Genomic DNA, 15,868 nt, shown 5'->3' with positions numbered 1-15,868 from the left:
AAGCCCGACTGCTTTCGGAAGGTACACAAATGATATGGCATCTGGTTGCAGCGATATTTGCCGGGCTGGGCGCCGCAGGGATTGGTCTGCTACTGCGGCTGATGAGTGGCAAGCGCCTGCCACGCTGGATCGTTCCGGCCTTCGCCGGCCTGGGCATGCTGGGTTACCAGATTCACTACGAATACTCCTGGCTGAGCCACAAGCAGAGCCAGCTGCCGGCCACGGCCCAGGTGGTAGCTACCGAGGAGGGAGAAGCCTTCTGGCGCCCCTGGACGTACTTCTTCCCCATGACGACGGCCTTCAACGTGGTGGATCGAAGCAGCATGGTGCCGAGAGAGGCGGACGATCAACAGCTGGTGGAGTTCATCCTCTATCGCTTCGAGAAGGATTACGTGGACCGCTTGACGCATCAGGCGTTCCTGATGAACTGCACTACCCGAGAAAAGCTGCCGCTGATCGGTGAAGAGCGCCAACCCCGATTCTCTGCCCTGCAGAGCGTCGACAGCGATACGCCCCTTTATCAGACAGTCTGTCGCGACAGCTGAACCCGCCAGCACCTACCCATTGCCGGCCTGTCATCGTTAGGCCGGCTCTCTCGTTCCTGACTCCCGACGTCCTGCTGCCCCGGTCATTGACTGACTGCCCTCCCGGCCGCCATTGCCATAGAATGGTCCGCAGACCCGTGGGAGAGAGTGCATGTTCGCCGGTTGGCTACTGATTGCCGTTTCACTGCTCTATATTGCCGTGCTGTTCGCCATCGCCTGGCGTGGCGATCGCCATGCCCGCAAGCATGGTGCCAGCCGCCGCCGTCCCATCATTTATATCCTGGCGCTGGCCATCTACTGTACCTCCTGGAGCTTCTATGGCGCGGTCGGCCAGGCCGCCACGGCCGGATGGTCCTTCGCCAGCATCTACATTGGGCCCATTCTTACCTTTCTGCTGTTCTGGCCGGTGCTGGCCAAGATGATTCGAGTCGCCAAGCGACAGAACATCACGTCGATCGCCGACTTCATCGCATCTCGCTATGGCAAGGCACAGTCGCTCGCCGCTTTTGCCAGCATGGTGGCCCTGATCGGCACGCTGCCCTATATCGCCCTCCAATTGAAGGCCGTCGCCACGTCGTTTGCCGTACTGACAGATGCCACGGACATTACCCATACGCCGCTATTCGCCGATACGGCCTTCTTCGTCGCTATCGTCATGGCTGCCTTCGCCATCCTCTTCGGCACCCGGCATACCGACGCGACCGAACACCACGAAGGGCTTATTCACGCCGTGGCCTTCGAGTCGCTGGTCAAGCTGCTGGCTTTCCTGATCCTCGGTGCCTATGTGACATGGGGGATGTTTGGCGGGCTCGGCGACCTGTTGGGCCGGGCCGACAGTCAGCTGGAGCTGCAGCGACAGTTGGCCGACCAGGACTTCGGCCGAAGCTTCTGGGCCCAGACCCTGCTGGCGATGCTGGCGATCTTCTGCCTGCCCAGGCAGTTCCATGTCGCTGTCGTGGAGAACACCCACCCCGATGACGCCTCAAAGGCGCGCTGGCTTTTCCCGCTCTACCTGGTGGCCTTCGCCTTCTTCATCCTGCCGATCGCCGCCGCCGGCCTTGCCACCTTCCCCGACGGCTCGGTGGAGCCCGACACCTTCGTGTTGGCGCTGCCCATGGCCGCAGGTAACCAATGGCTGACTCTGCTCACCTATATCGGCGGCTTCTCGGCAGCCACCGGCATGGTGATCGTGGCCACGGTTGCGGTATCGATCATGATCTCCAATGAAATCGTGATTCCCCTGCTGTTCAGGCTGCGCTGGCTGGACGCCCGGCCACGAGACTACGGCCGCCTGGTGCTTCAGGTACGACGGATCACCATCTGCGTCATCCTGGCGCTGGCCTATGGCTTCTACCACCTGATCGGTGAATTCAGCTCGCTGGCCTCCATCGGCATGCTCTCGTTTGCTGCCGCCGGCCAATTCGCCCCTGCCCTGCTTGGCGGCCTGTACTGGAAACGTGGCAATCGACTGGGCGTGATCGTGGGCATGAATGCCGGCTTCGCCATCTGGGCCTATAGCCTGCTGATGCCTGCCTTGATTCAGGGCGGGGTACTCCCGGCTGACTGGATCGATGGTGGCCCCTTCGGCCATGCCTGGCTCACCCCCACCGCCCTGTTCGGGCTCAATTTCGGCGATAGCTTCACGCATGGCGTGATGCTCTCTCTCGGGGTAAACCTGTTCTGCTACATCTTCGTATCCCAGATTACCTCACAGCGTGTGGTCGAACGGATTCAGGCCTCGCTGTTCGTTGACAGCGTCGAAACTCGCCAGACCTCGGTCAATCGCCCCTGGACCGGCGCCACCACGATAGGTGACCTGAAGGTACTGTGCGAACGCTTCCTGGGCGCGAAGCAGGTACAGCGCGGTTTCGACGACTATGCAAGGCGCACCGGCAAGCCGCTGGAGGATAGCTCACGAGCTTCCATCGACGTTATCCAGTTCACCGAACGTTTTCTGGCCTCGGTGCTGGGGGCGTCGTCAGCGCGGATCGTGGTCAACTCGGCGCTGCAGGGCCGCGGCATCGGCATTTCGGACGTGATCTCCATCGTCGATGAGGCCTCGCAGGTTCTCGAGTTCAATCGCGCCCTGCTGCAGGCCACCATCGAGAACATCAATCAGGGCATCAGCGTAGTGGACCAGAACCTGCGCCTGGTGGTCTGGAATCAGCGCTATCTGGAACTGTTCCGCTTTCCTGATCACCTGATACGGGTGGGCGCCCCCATCGACAAGATCTTTCGCTATAACGCTCATAATGGGGAATACGGTCCCGGCGATCCGGAAGAGCATGTCCAGTTGCTCATCGACAATATTCGCGACGGCCAGCCACACCGCTACGTTCGCTACCGCCAGGATGGCAGCGTGCTGGAGGTGCAAGGCAATCCCATGCCGGGGGGGGGCTTCGTCTATACCTACCAGGACATCACCCAGCAGAAGCGTATCGAAGAAGCGCTGATTCGCTCCGAGAACAATATACGTATCTATACCGACAACGTGCCGGCGTTGATCGCCTACTTTGACAAGGAGTGCCGCTACCTCTTCACCAACCGTGCCTATGAGCAGGCCTTCGGCATCGACCGAAACGAAGTCATTGGCCAGTCCGTGGACACGGTAATCACCGATGAAATGGCCCGGGAGCGCGCGCCCTGGATTCGTCGGGCACTGGCCGGAGAGCGGGTCAGCTTCGAGGTTTCCATGCAGGGAAGCGACGGCATCCGCTATATGCTGGTTACCTATACGCCACATTTTGGCGACAGCGGCGCCATTCTCGGCTTCTTCGCCCTTTATCAGGACATTACCGAGCGCCGCGTGGCGGAAATCGCCCTCAAGGAAACCAATGAAACGCTCGAGGAGCGGGTCCGGGAGCGCACCCAGGCGCTGTCGGAAGCCAACGCCGCCCTGCGTCAGGAGAACCGGGTACGCGCCGAAGCCGAACTGGCCCTGCGGCAGGCCAAGCAGGTGGCCGAGGACGCCAACGCGTCCAAGACGCGCTTCCTGGCAGCGGCCAGCCATGACCTGTTGCAACCGCTCAATGCCGCTCGTCTCTTCACCTCGGCGCTCTCCCAGGAGGACGTGGCCGCGGACATGCGCCGCACCATCGGTCATATCGACAATTCGCTGCAGGCCGCCGAAGAGCTGCTGGGCACCCTGCTCGATATCTCCAAGCTCGATGCCGGCGCACTCACACCCCGGCGCAGCCACTTTGCCCTGGCAAATATCATGCAGCCGCTGTATGCCGAGTTCGCGGTCATGGCCGAAGACCGTGGCCTCGACCTGCTGATGGTACCGACGAGCCTCTGGGTCGACAGCGATCCACAAATGCTCCGGCGCATCGTGCAGAACTTCCTGTCGAATGCGATTCGCTATACGCAGGAGGGCCGGGTGCTGCTCGGCTGCCGGCGCCAAGGGCAGCGGCTCTCCATCGAGGTGTGGGACAGCGGCCCCGGCATACCCGAGTCCAAACAGTCGGAGATATTCCAGGAGTTTCGTCGTCTCGACCAGACAACCCGTCACAAGGAGAGCGAGAAGGGGCTGGGGCTTGGTCTCTCCATTGCCGATCGCATGAGTCGGGTACTGGATCATCCGATACAGGTCCGCTCACGGGAGGGTCACGGTACGGTCTTTTCCGTCAGCGTTCCAGTGGTGGAGGCACGCCCTCTCGAGGCAATATCGGAGCAGGCTGTGGCTCGCCGAGCCGGCAACAAGCTCGCCGGCACCCGTATCCTCTGTATCGACAACGAGACACTGATCCTGGAAGGCATGAAGGCCATGCTCTCAGGCTGGGGCTGCGACGTGCTCACCGCCACCAGCATCGGTGGTGCCAAGTCGGTGCTGCGTAACCTGGACGGCGAACCGGATGCGATTCTGGCGGACTATCACCTGGACAACGAGGTGACCGGTCTGATGGCCCTGGAAGCGCTCAGCGAACGCCTCGAGGGCGCCGTGCCGGGTATCGTGATCACCGCCGACCGCACCGAGGAAGTAGCCGAGGTGATCCGTCGCTCGGGCTACCACCTGCTGCAGAAGCCGGTGCGCCCTGCCGCCCTGCGCGCCCTGCTGACCCGCACACTACAAGCCAGCCGTGCCACCAGGCAGGAGAATTAGTGCCCTTAAGCGTTCAAGGCATGCCGGTGGGAGGCCTAAGCGGAGGTCATTCGCCATGGGTGAGGAGCACTGCTCCGAACGGGCTGGCCATGGATGGCCAGCACCGGCCCTGCAAGCGGAGCAGGATGCGAGAGCGCCGCAGGGTGAATGTAGCGCCCAGGGAGGGGTTCAAAGCGCCTCCGCGTTGGCCTGCCCACCGGGGCCTAGCGTCGGACAGGTCAGCGCCAGTCAAATAACAAAACCGCCGGATGTTGCCATCCGGCGGTTTTGCTCTGCATCGATGCTCAGCGCGAGTCGCTCAGGACTCGACCTTGGGCGGCTCCACCTCGAGCTTCTGGGCGGCGATCACCGCCTGGGTACGAGAGTGTACGCCCAGCTTGCGCAGGATGGCCGTGACATGGGCCTTGATGGTCGCCTCGGAGACGCTCAGCTCATAGGCAATCTGCTTGTTGAGCAGGCCCTCGGTGAGCATGTTGAGCACCCGAAACTGTTGCGGAGTCAATGAGGCGATGGCTTCGGCAAAACGGGTCTCCTCCTCGTTGGAGTCGCCCATGGCATCGGCCAGTTCCTTGGGAAGCCATACCTCACCATCCAGGATCTCGCCCACCGCTTCCGCGATCAGCGCCAGGGAAGAAGACTTGGGGATGAAGCCGGAAGCACCATAGTCGATGGCCCGACGCACCACATAGGGCTCGTCACTGCCGGACACCACCGCCACCGGGATATCGGGAGTCTGGCCACGTAGCTGGATCAATCCGGAAAAGCCATGAGCGCCGGGCATATGGAGGTCGAGCAGAATCAGGTCGGCATCGGGATGGCGTGTCACCACCTCATTGGTCGCCGCCATGGTGTCGGACTCGACGATCTCGGCCTGGGGCGCCAGTTGGCGCAGCGCCTGGGTCAGGGCTGCACGGAACAGCGGATGATCATCGGCAACGATGAATTTCTGGGCAAACGCCATGGATTCTCCTCCGGTTCCTCGAGCAGTGGGCCAAGGGCCGACTCACTGGGCTCATCAATCGATAACGGCATGTTACCCCATGCGCCGAAGCTTTCCCAAGCACATGACCATATTTGTCAACAATCTCTCGGTCCAGGTCAACTCCCTGCTTGTCCATCTGCCACGCAAGGATATGAAAGGCCATCTCCGTACAATTCAGAGTGGTACGAATATTAACCGCAATATTCCAGTCACCGCGCTTAAAGGAGCGCTCCGTACAGGTTTCACTACACGCCTAGGGAGGCCCCGCCAAGCTGGATACCCTCTCCCGTGACGAGCTCTACGAACGCGACCTTTCCGGCCGTAGCCGCATGAGCAAGGCCGAGCTGCTCAAGGCCATCGTTGCCGCCGGTTGAATCGAAAAAGCCGGCCCGAGGGCCGGCAGTATTCCGTACCGCAACTTCATTACTTGATCGCGCGATTCTCGATCAGATCGTCGACCACGCTCGGATCGGCCAGGGTGCTGGTATCGCCCAGGCCGTCGGTTTCGTTGGCAGCGATCTTGCGCAGTATGCGGCGCATGATCTTGCCCGAGCGGGTCTTGGGCAGACCCGGCGCCCACTGGATGACGTCCGGGGAAGCGATCGGGCCGATATCCTTGCGTACCCACTGGGTCAGCTCTTTCTTGAGCTCGTCGCTGGGCTCGACGCCATCGGTCAGGGTCACGTAGATATAGATGCCCTGGCCCTTGATGTCGTGGGGGAAGCCAACCACCGCGGCCTCGGCCACGGCCTCGTGAGCCACCAACGAGGATTCGATCTCGGCGGTGCCCATGCGATGGCCGGACACATTGAGCACGTCATCGACCCGCCCGGTGATCCAGTAGTAGCCGTCCTCGTCACGACGACAGCCGTCACCGGTGAAGTACATCCCCTTGTAGGTGGAGAAGTAGGTCTGGACGAAGCGATCGTGGTCGCCCCAGATCGAGCGGGCCTGGCCCGGCCAGGAGTCGAGAATGACAAGGTTGCCGTCGGCGACGCCCTTGAGTTCGTTGCCCTCGCTGTCGACCAGAGCCGGCATCACGCCAAAGAACGGCAGCGTGGCCGAACCCGGCTTCAGGTCCATGGCGCCGGGCAGCGGCGAAATCAGGATGCCGCCGGTCTCGGTCTGCCACCAGGTATCGACGATGGGGCACTTGGAGTTGCCGATCACCCGGTAGAACCACTCCCACGCCTCGGGGTTGATGGGCTCCCCTACCGAGCCAAGCAGGCGCAGGCTGTCGCGCTTGCTGGAGTCCATGACCGCATCGCCATGTGCCATCAGGGCACGGATGGCGGTTGGCGCTGTGTAGAGAATCGCCACGTTGTGCTTGTCGACGATCTCGCCCATACGGCCGTGGCTCGGGTAGCTCGGCACACCCTCGAACATCAGTGTGGTGGCCCCGTTGGCCAGCGGCCCGTAAACGATGTAGCTGTGCCCGGTGACCCAGCCCACGTCGGCGGTACACCAGTAGACCTCACCATCCTGATAATCAAAGATGTACTGGTGGGTCAGGCTGGCATAGACCAGATAGCCGCCAGTCGTGTGCTTGAGGCCCTTGGGGGCTCCGGTAGAGCCGGAAGTGTAGAGAATGAACAGCGGGTCCTCGGCGTTCATCTCTTCGGAGGGGCAGTCGGTAGCCTGCTTGTCGACCAGATCGTGATACCAGACGTCACGGCTATCGTTCCAGTCGATCTCGCCGCCGGTGCGCTTGACCACCAGCACGTTCTTGCATACCTCGGTGCCCTTGCGTGTCAGGGCAGCATCGACATTATCCTTGAGCGGCACCTGCTTGCCACCACGCACCGACTCATCGGCGGTAATCACGAGCTTCGAGTCGGCACCGTTGATACGCTGGGCCAGGGCGTCGGGGGAGAAGCCACCGAACACCACCGAATGTACCGCACCGATACGAGCGCAGGCCAGCATGGCCACGGCCGCCTCGGGAATCATCGGCATGTAGAGGGTCACCACATCGCCCTTGCCAATGCCGAGTTCCTTCAGCGCGTTGGCCAGCTGGCAGGTCTTGGCATGCAGCTCGCGGTAAGTGACATGCTTGGCGTCCTTGGGATCATCGCCTTCCCAGATGATGGCGGTCTGGTCGCCACGCGTTTCCAGGTGGCGGTCGAGGCAACTGACGCTAGCGTTCAGGGTGCCATCCTCGAACCAGCGGATATCGACGTTATGCGAATCGAAAGTGGTATTCTTGATCTTCGTCGGCGCCTTGATCCAGTCGACACGCTTGGCCTGTTCCGCCCAGAACCCCTCAGGGTCGTCAACGGACTGCTGGTACATGGACTGATACTTTTCCTTATCTACCCAGGCGTTGGCGGCAAAGTCGTCGCTTACCGGATGGACTTTCTGCTGTTCGGTCATTGAATAGCCTCTTCCAGGAGATGCACCACTCTCTGTGGATACCGCCGGCAGCATTATTGTTGGTTGCGCCGGCACCATGATGTCCCTCCAGCATATACCTCCTGTAACGACCTTCCCCTTAGACCTTGGTATCAAGATTTTTCTTTTTTATTTCAAATAGTTGGATATGCTTTCAAGGGTCTACAAACGGCTGATAGACCAAGGTCTGAGCACAGTGACGACAGCGGTAGCCTCTGCCTCGGCGCGCCAGGGAGTGACGTCGTGCGGTAAAGGCGTGCTCACGGCAGTGGCAGACGTAGCGGTAGGGTGCAGGACTCGCCCGTCCCGTATCGAAGGCATGGGTCACCCGGGGGTAGAGGCCAAAAAGCTGTTCCATCACCGCGCGCCATTCGCGGCCATGGGGGCGCGCCCGGTGGCCATCGCTGAGATGGTGAACCAACCAGTGGGCCATCTCGTGGGGCACCACCTCGACCAGATAAGCGTGTCGATTTTCTCGATAGAGCACCGGGTTGAAGCGCAGACCACCGCGCCCATAGTGCGCCTGGCCCGCGCATTTGCCACGCAGGTCGCACCAGACCCGTGGCCGCGGCAAATCGGGATGGACTTCGACACAAAGGCTCCAGGCGGCCTCGACCCGGTCGAGCAGTGCCTGCTGCAACGCCAATTCGTCGAGCTGACTCAACCAGGTCGCCCCGGGGTCGGGAAGTGCCGGTCGGTTCGAAGCAGCAATGGGACGCTTGAGAACAGTAGCGGGATGGTTCATGGCGAAGCGAAGGGTCTCCTGGTGCAGACGGGGCCTGGAGCAGATTCCTGGTTCGGCCGGTAGCGCATGAGAAGGACCGGACGAGACCAGGGTGCTAGAATGGCGGCCCGGGAAGGCGACGTCCAGCCCAGGCCGCCGCAAGGCCCTTTTCCGATTCCCACGCCCTTATCCGACCCGCCGCCAGCGAGAGGCCCCATGTCCGACACGCCCCAGCCCCAGCCATTGCTCGAGGATGAAGCGCTCGAACGGCTCGACGAGTACCTGGAGTCCGACCGCGTCGACCCCGATGCTCTGGACCTCATCTCGGCCCACGGCTTCCTGGTAGCCCTGGCCGTCGCCCCGAGCGAAATCGAGAGCGCCACCTGGATCGCCGAACTCTTCCAGGGCGAGCCCGCCTTCGCCGACGATGCCGAGCGCAGCGAGATCCTCGGCCTGCTGGAGCGCCTGCGGCATAACGCCATCGACACCCTCGAGCAGGGCGGGCTCCCGGAGCTTCCCTTCGATACCGCCCTGGACGGCCTGGCGCCGGAGGAAACACCCATCGGCGACTGGTGCGCCGGATTCATGGAAGGGGTTTTCCTGGATGAGGCGTCCTGGTTCGAGCACGACGAAGAGACCGTGGCCACCCTACTGCTGCCCTTCATGGCGCTTTCAGGCCTGTTCGAAGACGAACCCGACATGGCGGAGCTCGCCACCGACACGGCACGGCTTCAGTCGCTCGTCGACCAGCTGCCGGAACTGGTGCTGGATCTCTACCTGCATTACCGGGTACCGCCGGAGACACCCAAGCCTATGCCGCGCAAGAAGAAGCCCGCCGCCCGCCGCCCCGGCAAACACGGCGGCAAACGGTAGTCTTGCCTGTGTTACCAATAGGCACGGTAGCGCAACAGAACGAATTACCCGGAAGCGCTGGCGCTGGAGCTAACGCAGCCGCGTCAGCCAGCCGTCCACCCGGCCGAACACCCACTCCTTGAACTTCTGCCAGCGGGGGCGTCGCGCCCACCCCTTCCGGGTGATCTCCTGGCTGGCCGAGAAGTTGCGCTCAAACAGGGCAGCAACCTCACCGGCAAAGCGGGTATCGTCCACTTCCTGGTTGGCCTCCAGATTCCAGTGCAGGCTCCAGTGATCGAAGTTGCACGAGCCGATGCTCGACCAGTTGTCCACCAGGGTGAACTTGGCGTGAATGAAACTGGGTTCAAATTCAAAGATCCGCACCCCGGCCTTGAGCATTCGACGATAGAAGCGCTGGCCGGCATAGCGAACCCCGGGGTGGTCGTGATCCTTCCCCGGCAGCAGAAGCCGTACATCGACCCCGCGCCGCGCCGCCCGTACCAGTCGCAAACGCAGGCTGAAGGTAGGCACGAAATAGGGTGTGCAGAGCCAGATACGCCGCTGTGCCGCGGAGACCCGGGCATAGAGGGAGTGTCGAATCGCCTGATAGCGATAGCCCTGACCCCAGACAACCCGGCCGCGCATGCCCCGATAGTCCTCACGCTGCGTCAACCGGAGGCCCACTTCACGCACCAGGGAGGGCGCCCCTTCGCCGCGTGTCATGGGCGAGTCCCAGAGCCGGGAGAAGAGCCGTACCCAGTCGGCCACCACCGGGCCCTCGATACGCACCGCCACCTCGTACCAGGCGCTCAGAAACTCATCGACGGCGCCGAAGCCGCCGGTAAAAGCCACCCGGCCGTCCACTATCACCACCTTGCGATGATCCCGGGTCAGGTTGCGCGCCAGGGAATGAAAGCCCAGGGGATTGAACAGCCGCAATGCTATGCCGGCGACCTCGATACGCTGCCGATCCTCTCCGAGCAAGCCCCTGGCACCGTAGCCATCCAGCATCAGGGCAACCTTCACCCCCCGCTCGGATGCCCGAATCAGGGCATTGAGCAGCGCCGTTGTCAGCCGTCCCGACTCCATCAGATAGAGTTCGATCAGTATCGAATGGCGCGCCTCCTCGATGGCATCGAACATCGCCGGCAAGAAGCGCGATGACTCCGCCAGCAGCTGGAACCGATTGCCATCCCGCCACACGCCATGCATGGCATGTCTCCCGTATTCAGTTGCGTGGCTGAATTGACGCACGTTTGCACGCCGAGGGAAAGCACCTGACCCGATGGGCGGGGCAAGGCTATACTGGCGCCTCGCCCCCAGCAGAGGCAACCGGATGGCCCTTGCTCTTCCCCTTCTCGCTCCCCTTCGCAGTCTACTGAGACGCCTGGTCAATGCCTGTGTGGAGACCCGGCTGATCGAGCCTGCACCCGACGCCCTGGCGCTCGACCCGGGACTGCCGACCCTCTATGTGCTGCCCCATCCGGCGCTCTCCGACACGCTGCTGCTGGAGGCCCTGTGTCAGCGCCACGGGCTGCCCCCGGCCAAGGGAAAGCGCAGAATCCATGGCGTCGAACTGCCTGCGTGCCTGCCCCTGCCAGCCCGGCGTCGACGCCTCTGGCGGCGCGGGACGGCCAAGCCAGCGCCCTTCATCACGGCCCTGGAGCAGCTAGCGGCGGATCCCGATGCCGATCTGCAGCTGGTGCCGGTCAGCGTGTTCTGGGGCCGGGCTCCGGGCAAGCGTTTCGGTTTCTGGCGCATGCTCGCCGCCGATAGCTGGCGACTGACAGGACGAATGCGCCGCGCCCTGTCGGTACTGGTCAATGGTCGCAACGTAGAGGTCCACTTCGGGGCTCCGCTGCGCCTTCGCGACCTGCTCGATTCACGCGGCCCGGCGCTGGCCAACCGCAAGACCGCCCGGCTGCTGCGCGTTCATTTCCGGCGCATGCGTACCCGCGTGCTGGGTCCGGACCTCTCCCATCGTCGCACCCTGATCGAAGGAGTGGCCAGAAGCCCCGAGGTCCGCCGTGTCATCGAGGAGCTCGCCAGGAGCGAGAAGCGCTCGCCACAGCGCCTTGAGCAACGCGCCCTGCGCTACGGTCGCGAGATCGCCTCCAGCATGACCTACCCGGTGCTGCGTTTCATGGACGGGCTGCTACGACGCCTCTGGAATCGACTCTATGACGGCGTCAACGTGCAGGGGCTGTCGCGCGTCAAGGAGCTGGCCGGCGACCATACTCTGGTCTATGTCCCCTGCCACCGCAGCCATATCGATTATCTGTTGCTCTCCTATGTACTCTATCGAGACGGGTTGATGCCACCCCATGTCGCTGCCGGGCGCAATCTCGATATCCCGCTGATCGGCCCCCTGCTGCGACGCGGGGGCGCCTTCTTCATGCGCCGCAGCTTTCGCGACAAACCGCTCTATGCTGCCGTCTTCAATGAGTACCTCCATCGCCTTCTGGCGAGGGGCCATCCGCTGGAATACTTCATCGAGGGAGGCCGCTCGCGCAGCGGCCGCATGCTGACGCCGCGGCCAGGCATGCTGGCGATGACCCTGCGCTCCTTTCACCGCAGCGCCGCCGCCACCAGCCCGCCGAAACTCGCCTTCATACCGGTCTATATCGGCTATGAGAGAATCATCGAAAACGCCAGCTATCAGCGAGAGCTGCGCGGTGGCAAGAAACGCAAGGAGAGTCCGCTGGCACTGCTGCGTGTCCTCGGTCAGCTGCGCCAGCCTTTCGGCCAGGTCACGGTCAGCGTCGGTGACCCGCTGCTGCTCGGCGACTACCTCGACCGCCTGGATCCCGATTGGCGCAACGCACCGATCGACCCGAAGCCCGCCTGGCTCGGCGAGGCGGTACCGCGGCTGGGCATTGAACTGGCCACACGCATCAACGCCGCCGCCGCCCTCAATCCGGTCAACCTCGTTGCCCTGGTGCTGCTGGCAACGCCTCATGATGCCCTTGAGGAGAGCCTCATGACACGTCAGTTGGCTCTGCTTGTTCGCCTGCAGCAGTATTGCCCGGGAGGTCTGGATGTCAGGCTGCCGGAGGGCGCGCCGAGCGACTGGATAGAGCAGGTCATCGCGCTGGGCATGATCGAGCGTCGCGCCCACCCGCTGGGCGATATTCTGGTGGCCAAGCCGGATCAGGCCAGCCTGCTGGTGTGGTACCGCAACAACGTGCTGCATCTCTTCGCCCTGGCCGGGCTCACCGCCTTCGCCTTCCGACATGCCCCGCAGCACGACCTGGACAGCCTGCTCCACCTGCTCGAGCCCGCCTGGCCGATACTCGCCCGGGAACTCTTTCTCGAGGAGGCAAGCCTGGCCAGCATGCTGCCGACCATGCTCGATGCCTTCGGCCAGGCGGGGCTTCTGTCAAAGGAGGCAGGTGCCTGGCTGCGCGTCGAGGAACTCGAGGCCGGCGAACAGCTCAACCTGCTGGGGCGGTTGATGCAGCCTCCCCTCGAGCGCGGCTACCTGCTGCTGGCCACTCTGCTCAACCAGCCGCCGGGGAGCCAGGGCCGGGACGACCTCACCGAGTGCAGCCGGCAGATGGCCGAACGCCTGGCACTTCTCTCCGGCCGGGATGCGCCGGAGTTCTTCGACCGCAATATCTTCGCCGGGTTGATCCGCAGCCTCGAGGCCAAAGGCTGGATATGGGAAGCCAATGACAGGCTGTGGTACGACGAGCAGCTATGCGAGGCTGCCCAGCGTTCACAGGTGCTGTTCGATACTGAGCTTCGTCACCGGCTCCAACTGGTCACTCGGTGATAGGCCGACGGGACCCAGCGCCATGAGTCAGGCCAGTGAACGATGTACGTACAGGTCGTAGCGGCTGGTCTTGCCTTCGATGACATGGCGGGGGGCGGGTCCGGCAATGGGCGGGGCCTTGCGCGGACGCTTCACCACCACCCGATGCGTCGCCACGTCCAGAGCCGCCTCGAGCAGGCGCGGCGCATCGTCGTCATCGCCGGCCAGCAGCCGAAACAGCCGCATCTCCTTCTTCACCAGGGCCGACTTCTCGCGGTGGGGAAACATGGGATCGAGATGGACCACCTGCGGTGCCACGCCGCTGTCGGCAACCAGAGCGGCCAGATGGCGGGTGGCATCGCCATGGGCCAGCGCCAAGCGCTGGACGATGTCTGCCGTCTCGGCATCGTTGCGAGCGCGAATCAGGGCATCCTCCAGCAGCGCATGAATGACGGCTACGCGCTCGATCATCAGCACCCGGGCGCCGAGACTCGCCAGCACGAAGGCATCCCGCCCCAGCCCTGCGGTGGCATCCACCACGCTGGGGGTGACGCCACCGCCCAGACCACAGGCCCGGGCGATCAGCTGTCCGCGCCCACCGCCGAAGCGCCTGCGGTGCGCCGCACGGCCGGACACGAAATCAACCACCAGGGGTTTGCCGTAGCGCTTTTGATCGCCGCAGAGAGCCAAGGCCCCGTCCACATGCCGCAATATCAGCTCGGCACCACCCGCCGCGTCTAGCGTAAGCCCCATGCGCTGGGCCAACGGTGCCAGCACGTCCCCCTCGACCGCGACCCTGCATTCGGTGTCCATACCACTCACTGACTCTTCTTCCAGGCAACCTGGTCGCGCAAATAGACCGGCTGAACATCATGGGCGGCATGACGTTCACCGGCGGCATAGGCACGTGCCGCCAACAGGACCATCTCCTCGGCGGCCGGCTCCAGCGTGGCGTCGCCCTGGCGGACCGTTGTGCGAATCTCGTCCGGCATCGTCTCTCGTAGCGTCCAGCCGGAGCCCACGCCGACCCAGTCGCACGATGCGTGGGCTGCCGGCAGCTGCAGGCGCTCCGGAGGCATGACAGCCTCCTGCGACAGGGCCTCGGTCACCCCCTCGTGACAGAACCAGGACGCCACGTAGATTTCACCCATGCGCGCGTCCAGCGCGGTGATGACGTGGGATAGGGCGTGGCGGCGATGGGCAGCAAGAGCCAGGGCTTCCAGGGTTGAAACGCCGAGCAGGGGACGATCCAGCCCGTAGGCCAGCCCCTGGGCGAGGCCCGCCGCGATACGCAACCCAGTGAAGGAGCCCGGACCATGGCCATAGGCCACGGCGTCCAGCTCGGCAGGCGCGAGGCCGGCCTCGGCCAGCACCTTGTCGACCATCGGCAGCAGGCGGCGAGTATGCTCACGGGGCGTGAGCGCAAAACGCGAGACCAATATGTCATCGCCACCCTCGCGCTGCAGCAGCACGGCGGCGGAACAGGCACTCGAGGAGGCATCAAGGGCCAGCAGAATCGGCATAGGTGGGCATCGTGACGAGAAGTGGGTGGTCATTATACGCCGCTGGCGGTAAAACGACGATGGCCCGCACAGGCGGGCCATCCAAGGAGCGGTTTTCGTGAAGCCGAATCAGTCGTCCAGTGCCTGGCGCACCTGAGCCGTAATATCATCGACACTACCCACGCCATCGACCCGATGATAGACGGGAGCCGCCTGGGGCTCCTTCTCGGCCCACTGCTTGTAGTAGTCGACCAGAGGAGCGGTCTGGTCATGATAGACAGACAGGCGGTGACGCACCGTCGACTCGCTGTCATCCTCGCGCTGAATCAGGGGCTCACCGGTGACATCGTCCTTGCCCGCTTCACGGGGGGGATTGTATTCGATGTGATAGACCCGGCCGGATCCCGGATGCACGCGCCGACCCGCCAGGCGCTTGACGATTTCCTCATCGGCCACGGCGATCTCCAGCACATGGTCGATCTTCACACCGGCTTCCTTCATGGCATCGGCCTGGGGAATGGTGCGGGGAAAGCCGTCGAAGAGGAAGCCATTCTCGCAGTCGGGCTGGGCAATACGCTCCTTGACCAGTGCGATGATGAGGTCATCGGAAACCAGTCCACCACTGGACATGATCTCCTTTGCCTTCAGCCCCAGTTCACTGCCTTCCTTGACGGCGGCGCGCAGCATATCGCCAGTGGAAATCTGCGGAATATTATAGCGTTCGCAGATGAACTGGGCCTGTGTGCCCTTGCCGGCACCCGGGGCGCCCAACAGGATCAAACGCATCTGGCTGCTCCTTGAGAGAGTGATAAATTCTGTGGTGAAGAAGGGTTGGAAAAGAACGATAACCGTGTGGCCCCGGCCAGACAACCTCGAATACGCTGGCGGGGACAGTCATGCAGGGTAAAGAGTCAGCCTTTTCAGCCAATTAACTCACAACTTGCACTTTGGTCTTCCCTATGGCTGGCCTGGCCTGACGAAAACACCGGCGACGCCCAGGAGGCGCCGCCGGTGTG

The 15,868-nt window shown here is 63.2% G+C and carries 11 protein-coding genes; 4 read left to right on the top strand and 7 right to left on the bottom strand.

From position 1 onward, the window contains the following. The first annotated feature begins 29 nt into the window (after window positions 1-29). Both KZO25_RS05945 and KZO25_RS05940 read left to right on the top strand, forming a co-directional pair. Window positions 30-545 carry a hypothetical protein gene (locus tag KZO25_RS05945; RefSeq protein WP_066444981.1) on the top strand — a complete coding sequence of 172 codons (516 nt, stop codon included), beginning with the start codon at window positions 30-32 and terminating at the stop codon, window positions 543-545. Window positions 546-696: 151 nt separating this feature from the next. After that, window positions 697-4,647: a PAS domain-containing hybrid sensor histidine kinase/response regulator gene (locus KZO25_RS05940; RefSeq protein WP_223136270.1), complete on the top strand. Its 3,951-nt coding sequence runs from the start codon at window positions 697-699 to the stop codon at window positions 4,645-4,647. A gap of 298 nt (window positions 4,648-4,945) precedes the next feature. On the opposite strand, the gene KZO25_RS05935 is transcribed toward KZO25_RS05940, so the two are convergent. The 3 genes from KZO25_RS05935 to KZO25_RS05925 all read right to left on the bottom strand — a co-directional run bounded on the left by KZO25_RS05935 (window position 4,946) and on the right by KZO25_RS05925 (window position 8,765). Beyond that, window positions 4,946-5,608: a LuxR C-terminal-related transcriptional regulator gene (locus KZO25_RS05935; protein WP_066444975.1), complete on the bottom strand. Its 663-nt coding sequence runs from the start codon at window positions 5,606-5,608 to the stop codon at window positions 4,946-4,948. A 444-nt stretch (window positions 5,609-6,052) separates the two neighbouring features. After that, complete coding sequence (gene acs / locus KZO25_RS05930) at window positions 6,053-8,002, bottom strand: acetate--CoA ligase (protein ID WP_223136269.1); 1,950 nt, start codon at window positions 8,000-8,002, stop codon at window positions 6,053-6,055. A gap of 172 nt (window positions 8,003-8,174) precedes the next feature. Further along, window positions 8,175-8,765, bottom strand: a complete 591-nt coding sequence (locus KZO25_RS05925) for a SprT-like domain-containing protein (RefSeq protein ID WP_223136268.1) — start codon at window positions 8,763-8,765, stop codon at window positions 8,175-8,177. Between the two features lie 195 nt (window positions 8,766-8,960). Here KZO25_RS05925 and KZO25_RS05920 point away from each other — a divergent pair, with 195 nt between their 5' ends. Then, window positions 8,961-9,617, top strand: a complete 657-nt coding sequence (locus tag KZO25_RS05920) for a YecA family protein (protein ID WP_223136267.1) — start codon at window positions 8,961-8,963, stop codon at window positions 9,615-9,617. A 69-nt stretch (window positions 9,618-9,686) separates the two neighbouring features. Here KZO25_RS05920 and KZO25_RS05915 read toward each other — a convergent pair whose 3' ends face one another. Continuing rightward, window positions 9,687-10,808 carry a phospholipase D-like domain-containing protein gene (locus KZO25_RS05915; RefSeq protein WP_223136266.1) on the bottom strand — a complete coding sequence of 374 codons (1,122 nt, stop codon included), beginning with the start codon at window positions 10,806-10,808 and terminating at the stop codon, window positions 9,687-9,689. 124 nt (window positions 10,809-10,932) lie between these two features. Between KZO25_RS05915 and plsB the strand changes: the two genes are divergently transcribed. Then, window positions 10,933-13,371: a glycerol-3-phosphate 1-O-acyltransferase PlsB gene (gene plsB, locus KZO25_RS05910; RefSeq protein WP_223136265.1), complete on the top strand. Its 2,439-nt coding sequence runs from the start codon at window positions 10,933-10,935 to the stop codon at window positions 13,369-13,371. 27 nt (window positions 13,372-13,398) lie between these two features. On the opposite strand, the gene KZO25_RS05905 is transcribed toward plsB, so the two are convergent. The 3 genes from KZO25_RS05905 to adk all read right to left on the bottom strand — a co-directional run bounded on the left by KZO25_RS05905 (window position 13,399) and on the right by adk (window position 15,638). Further along, window positions 13,399-14,103 (bottom strand): class I SAM-dependent methyltransferase, encoded by a 705-nt coding sequence (locus tag KZO25_RS05905; protein ID WP_066452196.1) that lies wholly within the window; start codon window positions 14,101-14,103, stop codon window positions 13,399-13,401. 65 nt (window positions 14,104-14,168) lie between these two features. Then, on the bottom strand, window positions 14,169-14,873 hold the full coding sequence (gene tsaB / locus KZO25_RS05900; RefSeq protein ID WP_066444937.1) for a tRNA (adenosine(37)-N6)-threonylcarbamoyltransferase complex dimerization subunit type 1 TsaB: 705 nt from the start codon (window positions 14,871-14,873) through the stop codon (window positions 14,169-14,171). Window positions 14,874-14,981: 108 nt separating this feature from the next. Then, the gene (adk, locus tag KZO25_RS05895; protein ID WP_066444935.1) at window positions 14,982-15,638 is read right to left on the bottom strand and encodes an adenylate kinase; all 657 of its coding nucleotides are present in this window, start codon (window positions 15,636-15,638) and stop codon (window positions 14,982-14,984) included. Between the last annotated feature and the right edge of the window lie 230 nt (window positions 15,639-15,868).

This window comes from Halomonas sp. ANAO-440 (genome assembly GCF_019915905.1).
In the GTDB taxonomy this organism is placed as follows: domain Bacteria; phylum Pseudomonadota; class Gammaproteobacteria; order Pseudomonadales; family Halomonadaceae; genus Halomonas; species Halomonas chromatireducens.
The sequence above is the reverse complement of the archived record's forward strand: the minus strand, read 5'-3'. Positions and strand labels throughout refer to the sequence as shown.

Coding starts and splice junctions, on each gene's coding strand:
- KZO25_RS05940 (WP_223136270.1), top strand. CDS start 697: ATGTTCGCCGGTTGGCTACTGATTGCCGTTTCACTGCTCTATATTGCC.
- tsaB (WP_066444937.1), bottom strand. CDS start 14,873: ATGCCGATTCTGCTGGCCCTTGATGCCTCCTCGAGTGCCTGTTCCGCC.
- adk (WP_066444935.1), bottom strand. CDS start 15,638: ATGCGTTTGATCCTGTTGGGCGCCCCGGGTGCCGGCAAGGGCACACAG.
- KZO25_RS05920 (WP_223136267.1), top strand. CDS start 8,961: ATGTCCGACACGCCCCAGCCCCAGCCATTGCTCGAGGATGAAGCGCTC.
- plsB (WP_223136265.1), top strand. CDS start 10,933: ATGGCCCTTGCTCTTCCCCTTCTCGCTCCCCTTCGCAGTCTACTGAGA.
- KZO25_RS05935 (WP_066444975.1), bottom strand. CDS start 5,608: ATGGCGTTTGCCCAGAAATTCATCGTTGCCGATGATCATCCGCTGTTC.
- KZO25_RS05915 (WP_223136266.1), bottom strand. CDS start 10,808: ATGCATGGCGTGTGGCGGGATGGCAATCGGTTCCAGCTGCTGGCGGAG.
- KZO25_RS05905 (WP_066452196.1), bottom strand. CDS start 14,103: ATGGGGCTTACGCTAGACGCGGCGGGTGGTGCCGAGCTGATATTGCGG.
- KZO25_RS05925 (WP_223136268.1), bottom strand. CDS start 8,765: ATGAACCATCCCGCTACTGTTCTCAAGCGTCCCATTGCTGCTTCGAAC.
- KZO25_RS05945 (WP_066444981.1), top strand. CDS start 30: ATGATATGGCATCTGGTTGCAGCGATATTTGCCGGGCTGGGCGCCGCA.
- acs (WP_223136269.1), bottom strand. CDS start 8,002: ATGACCGAACAGCAGAAAGTCCATCCGGTAAGCGACGACTTTGCCGCC.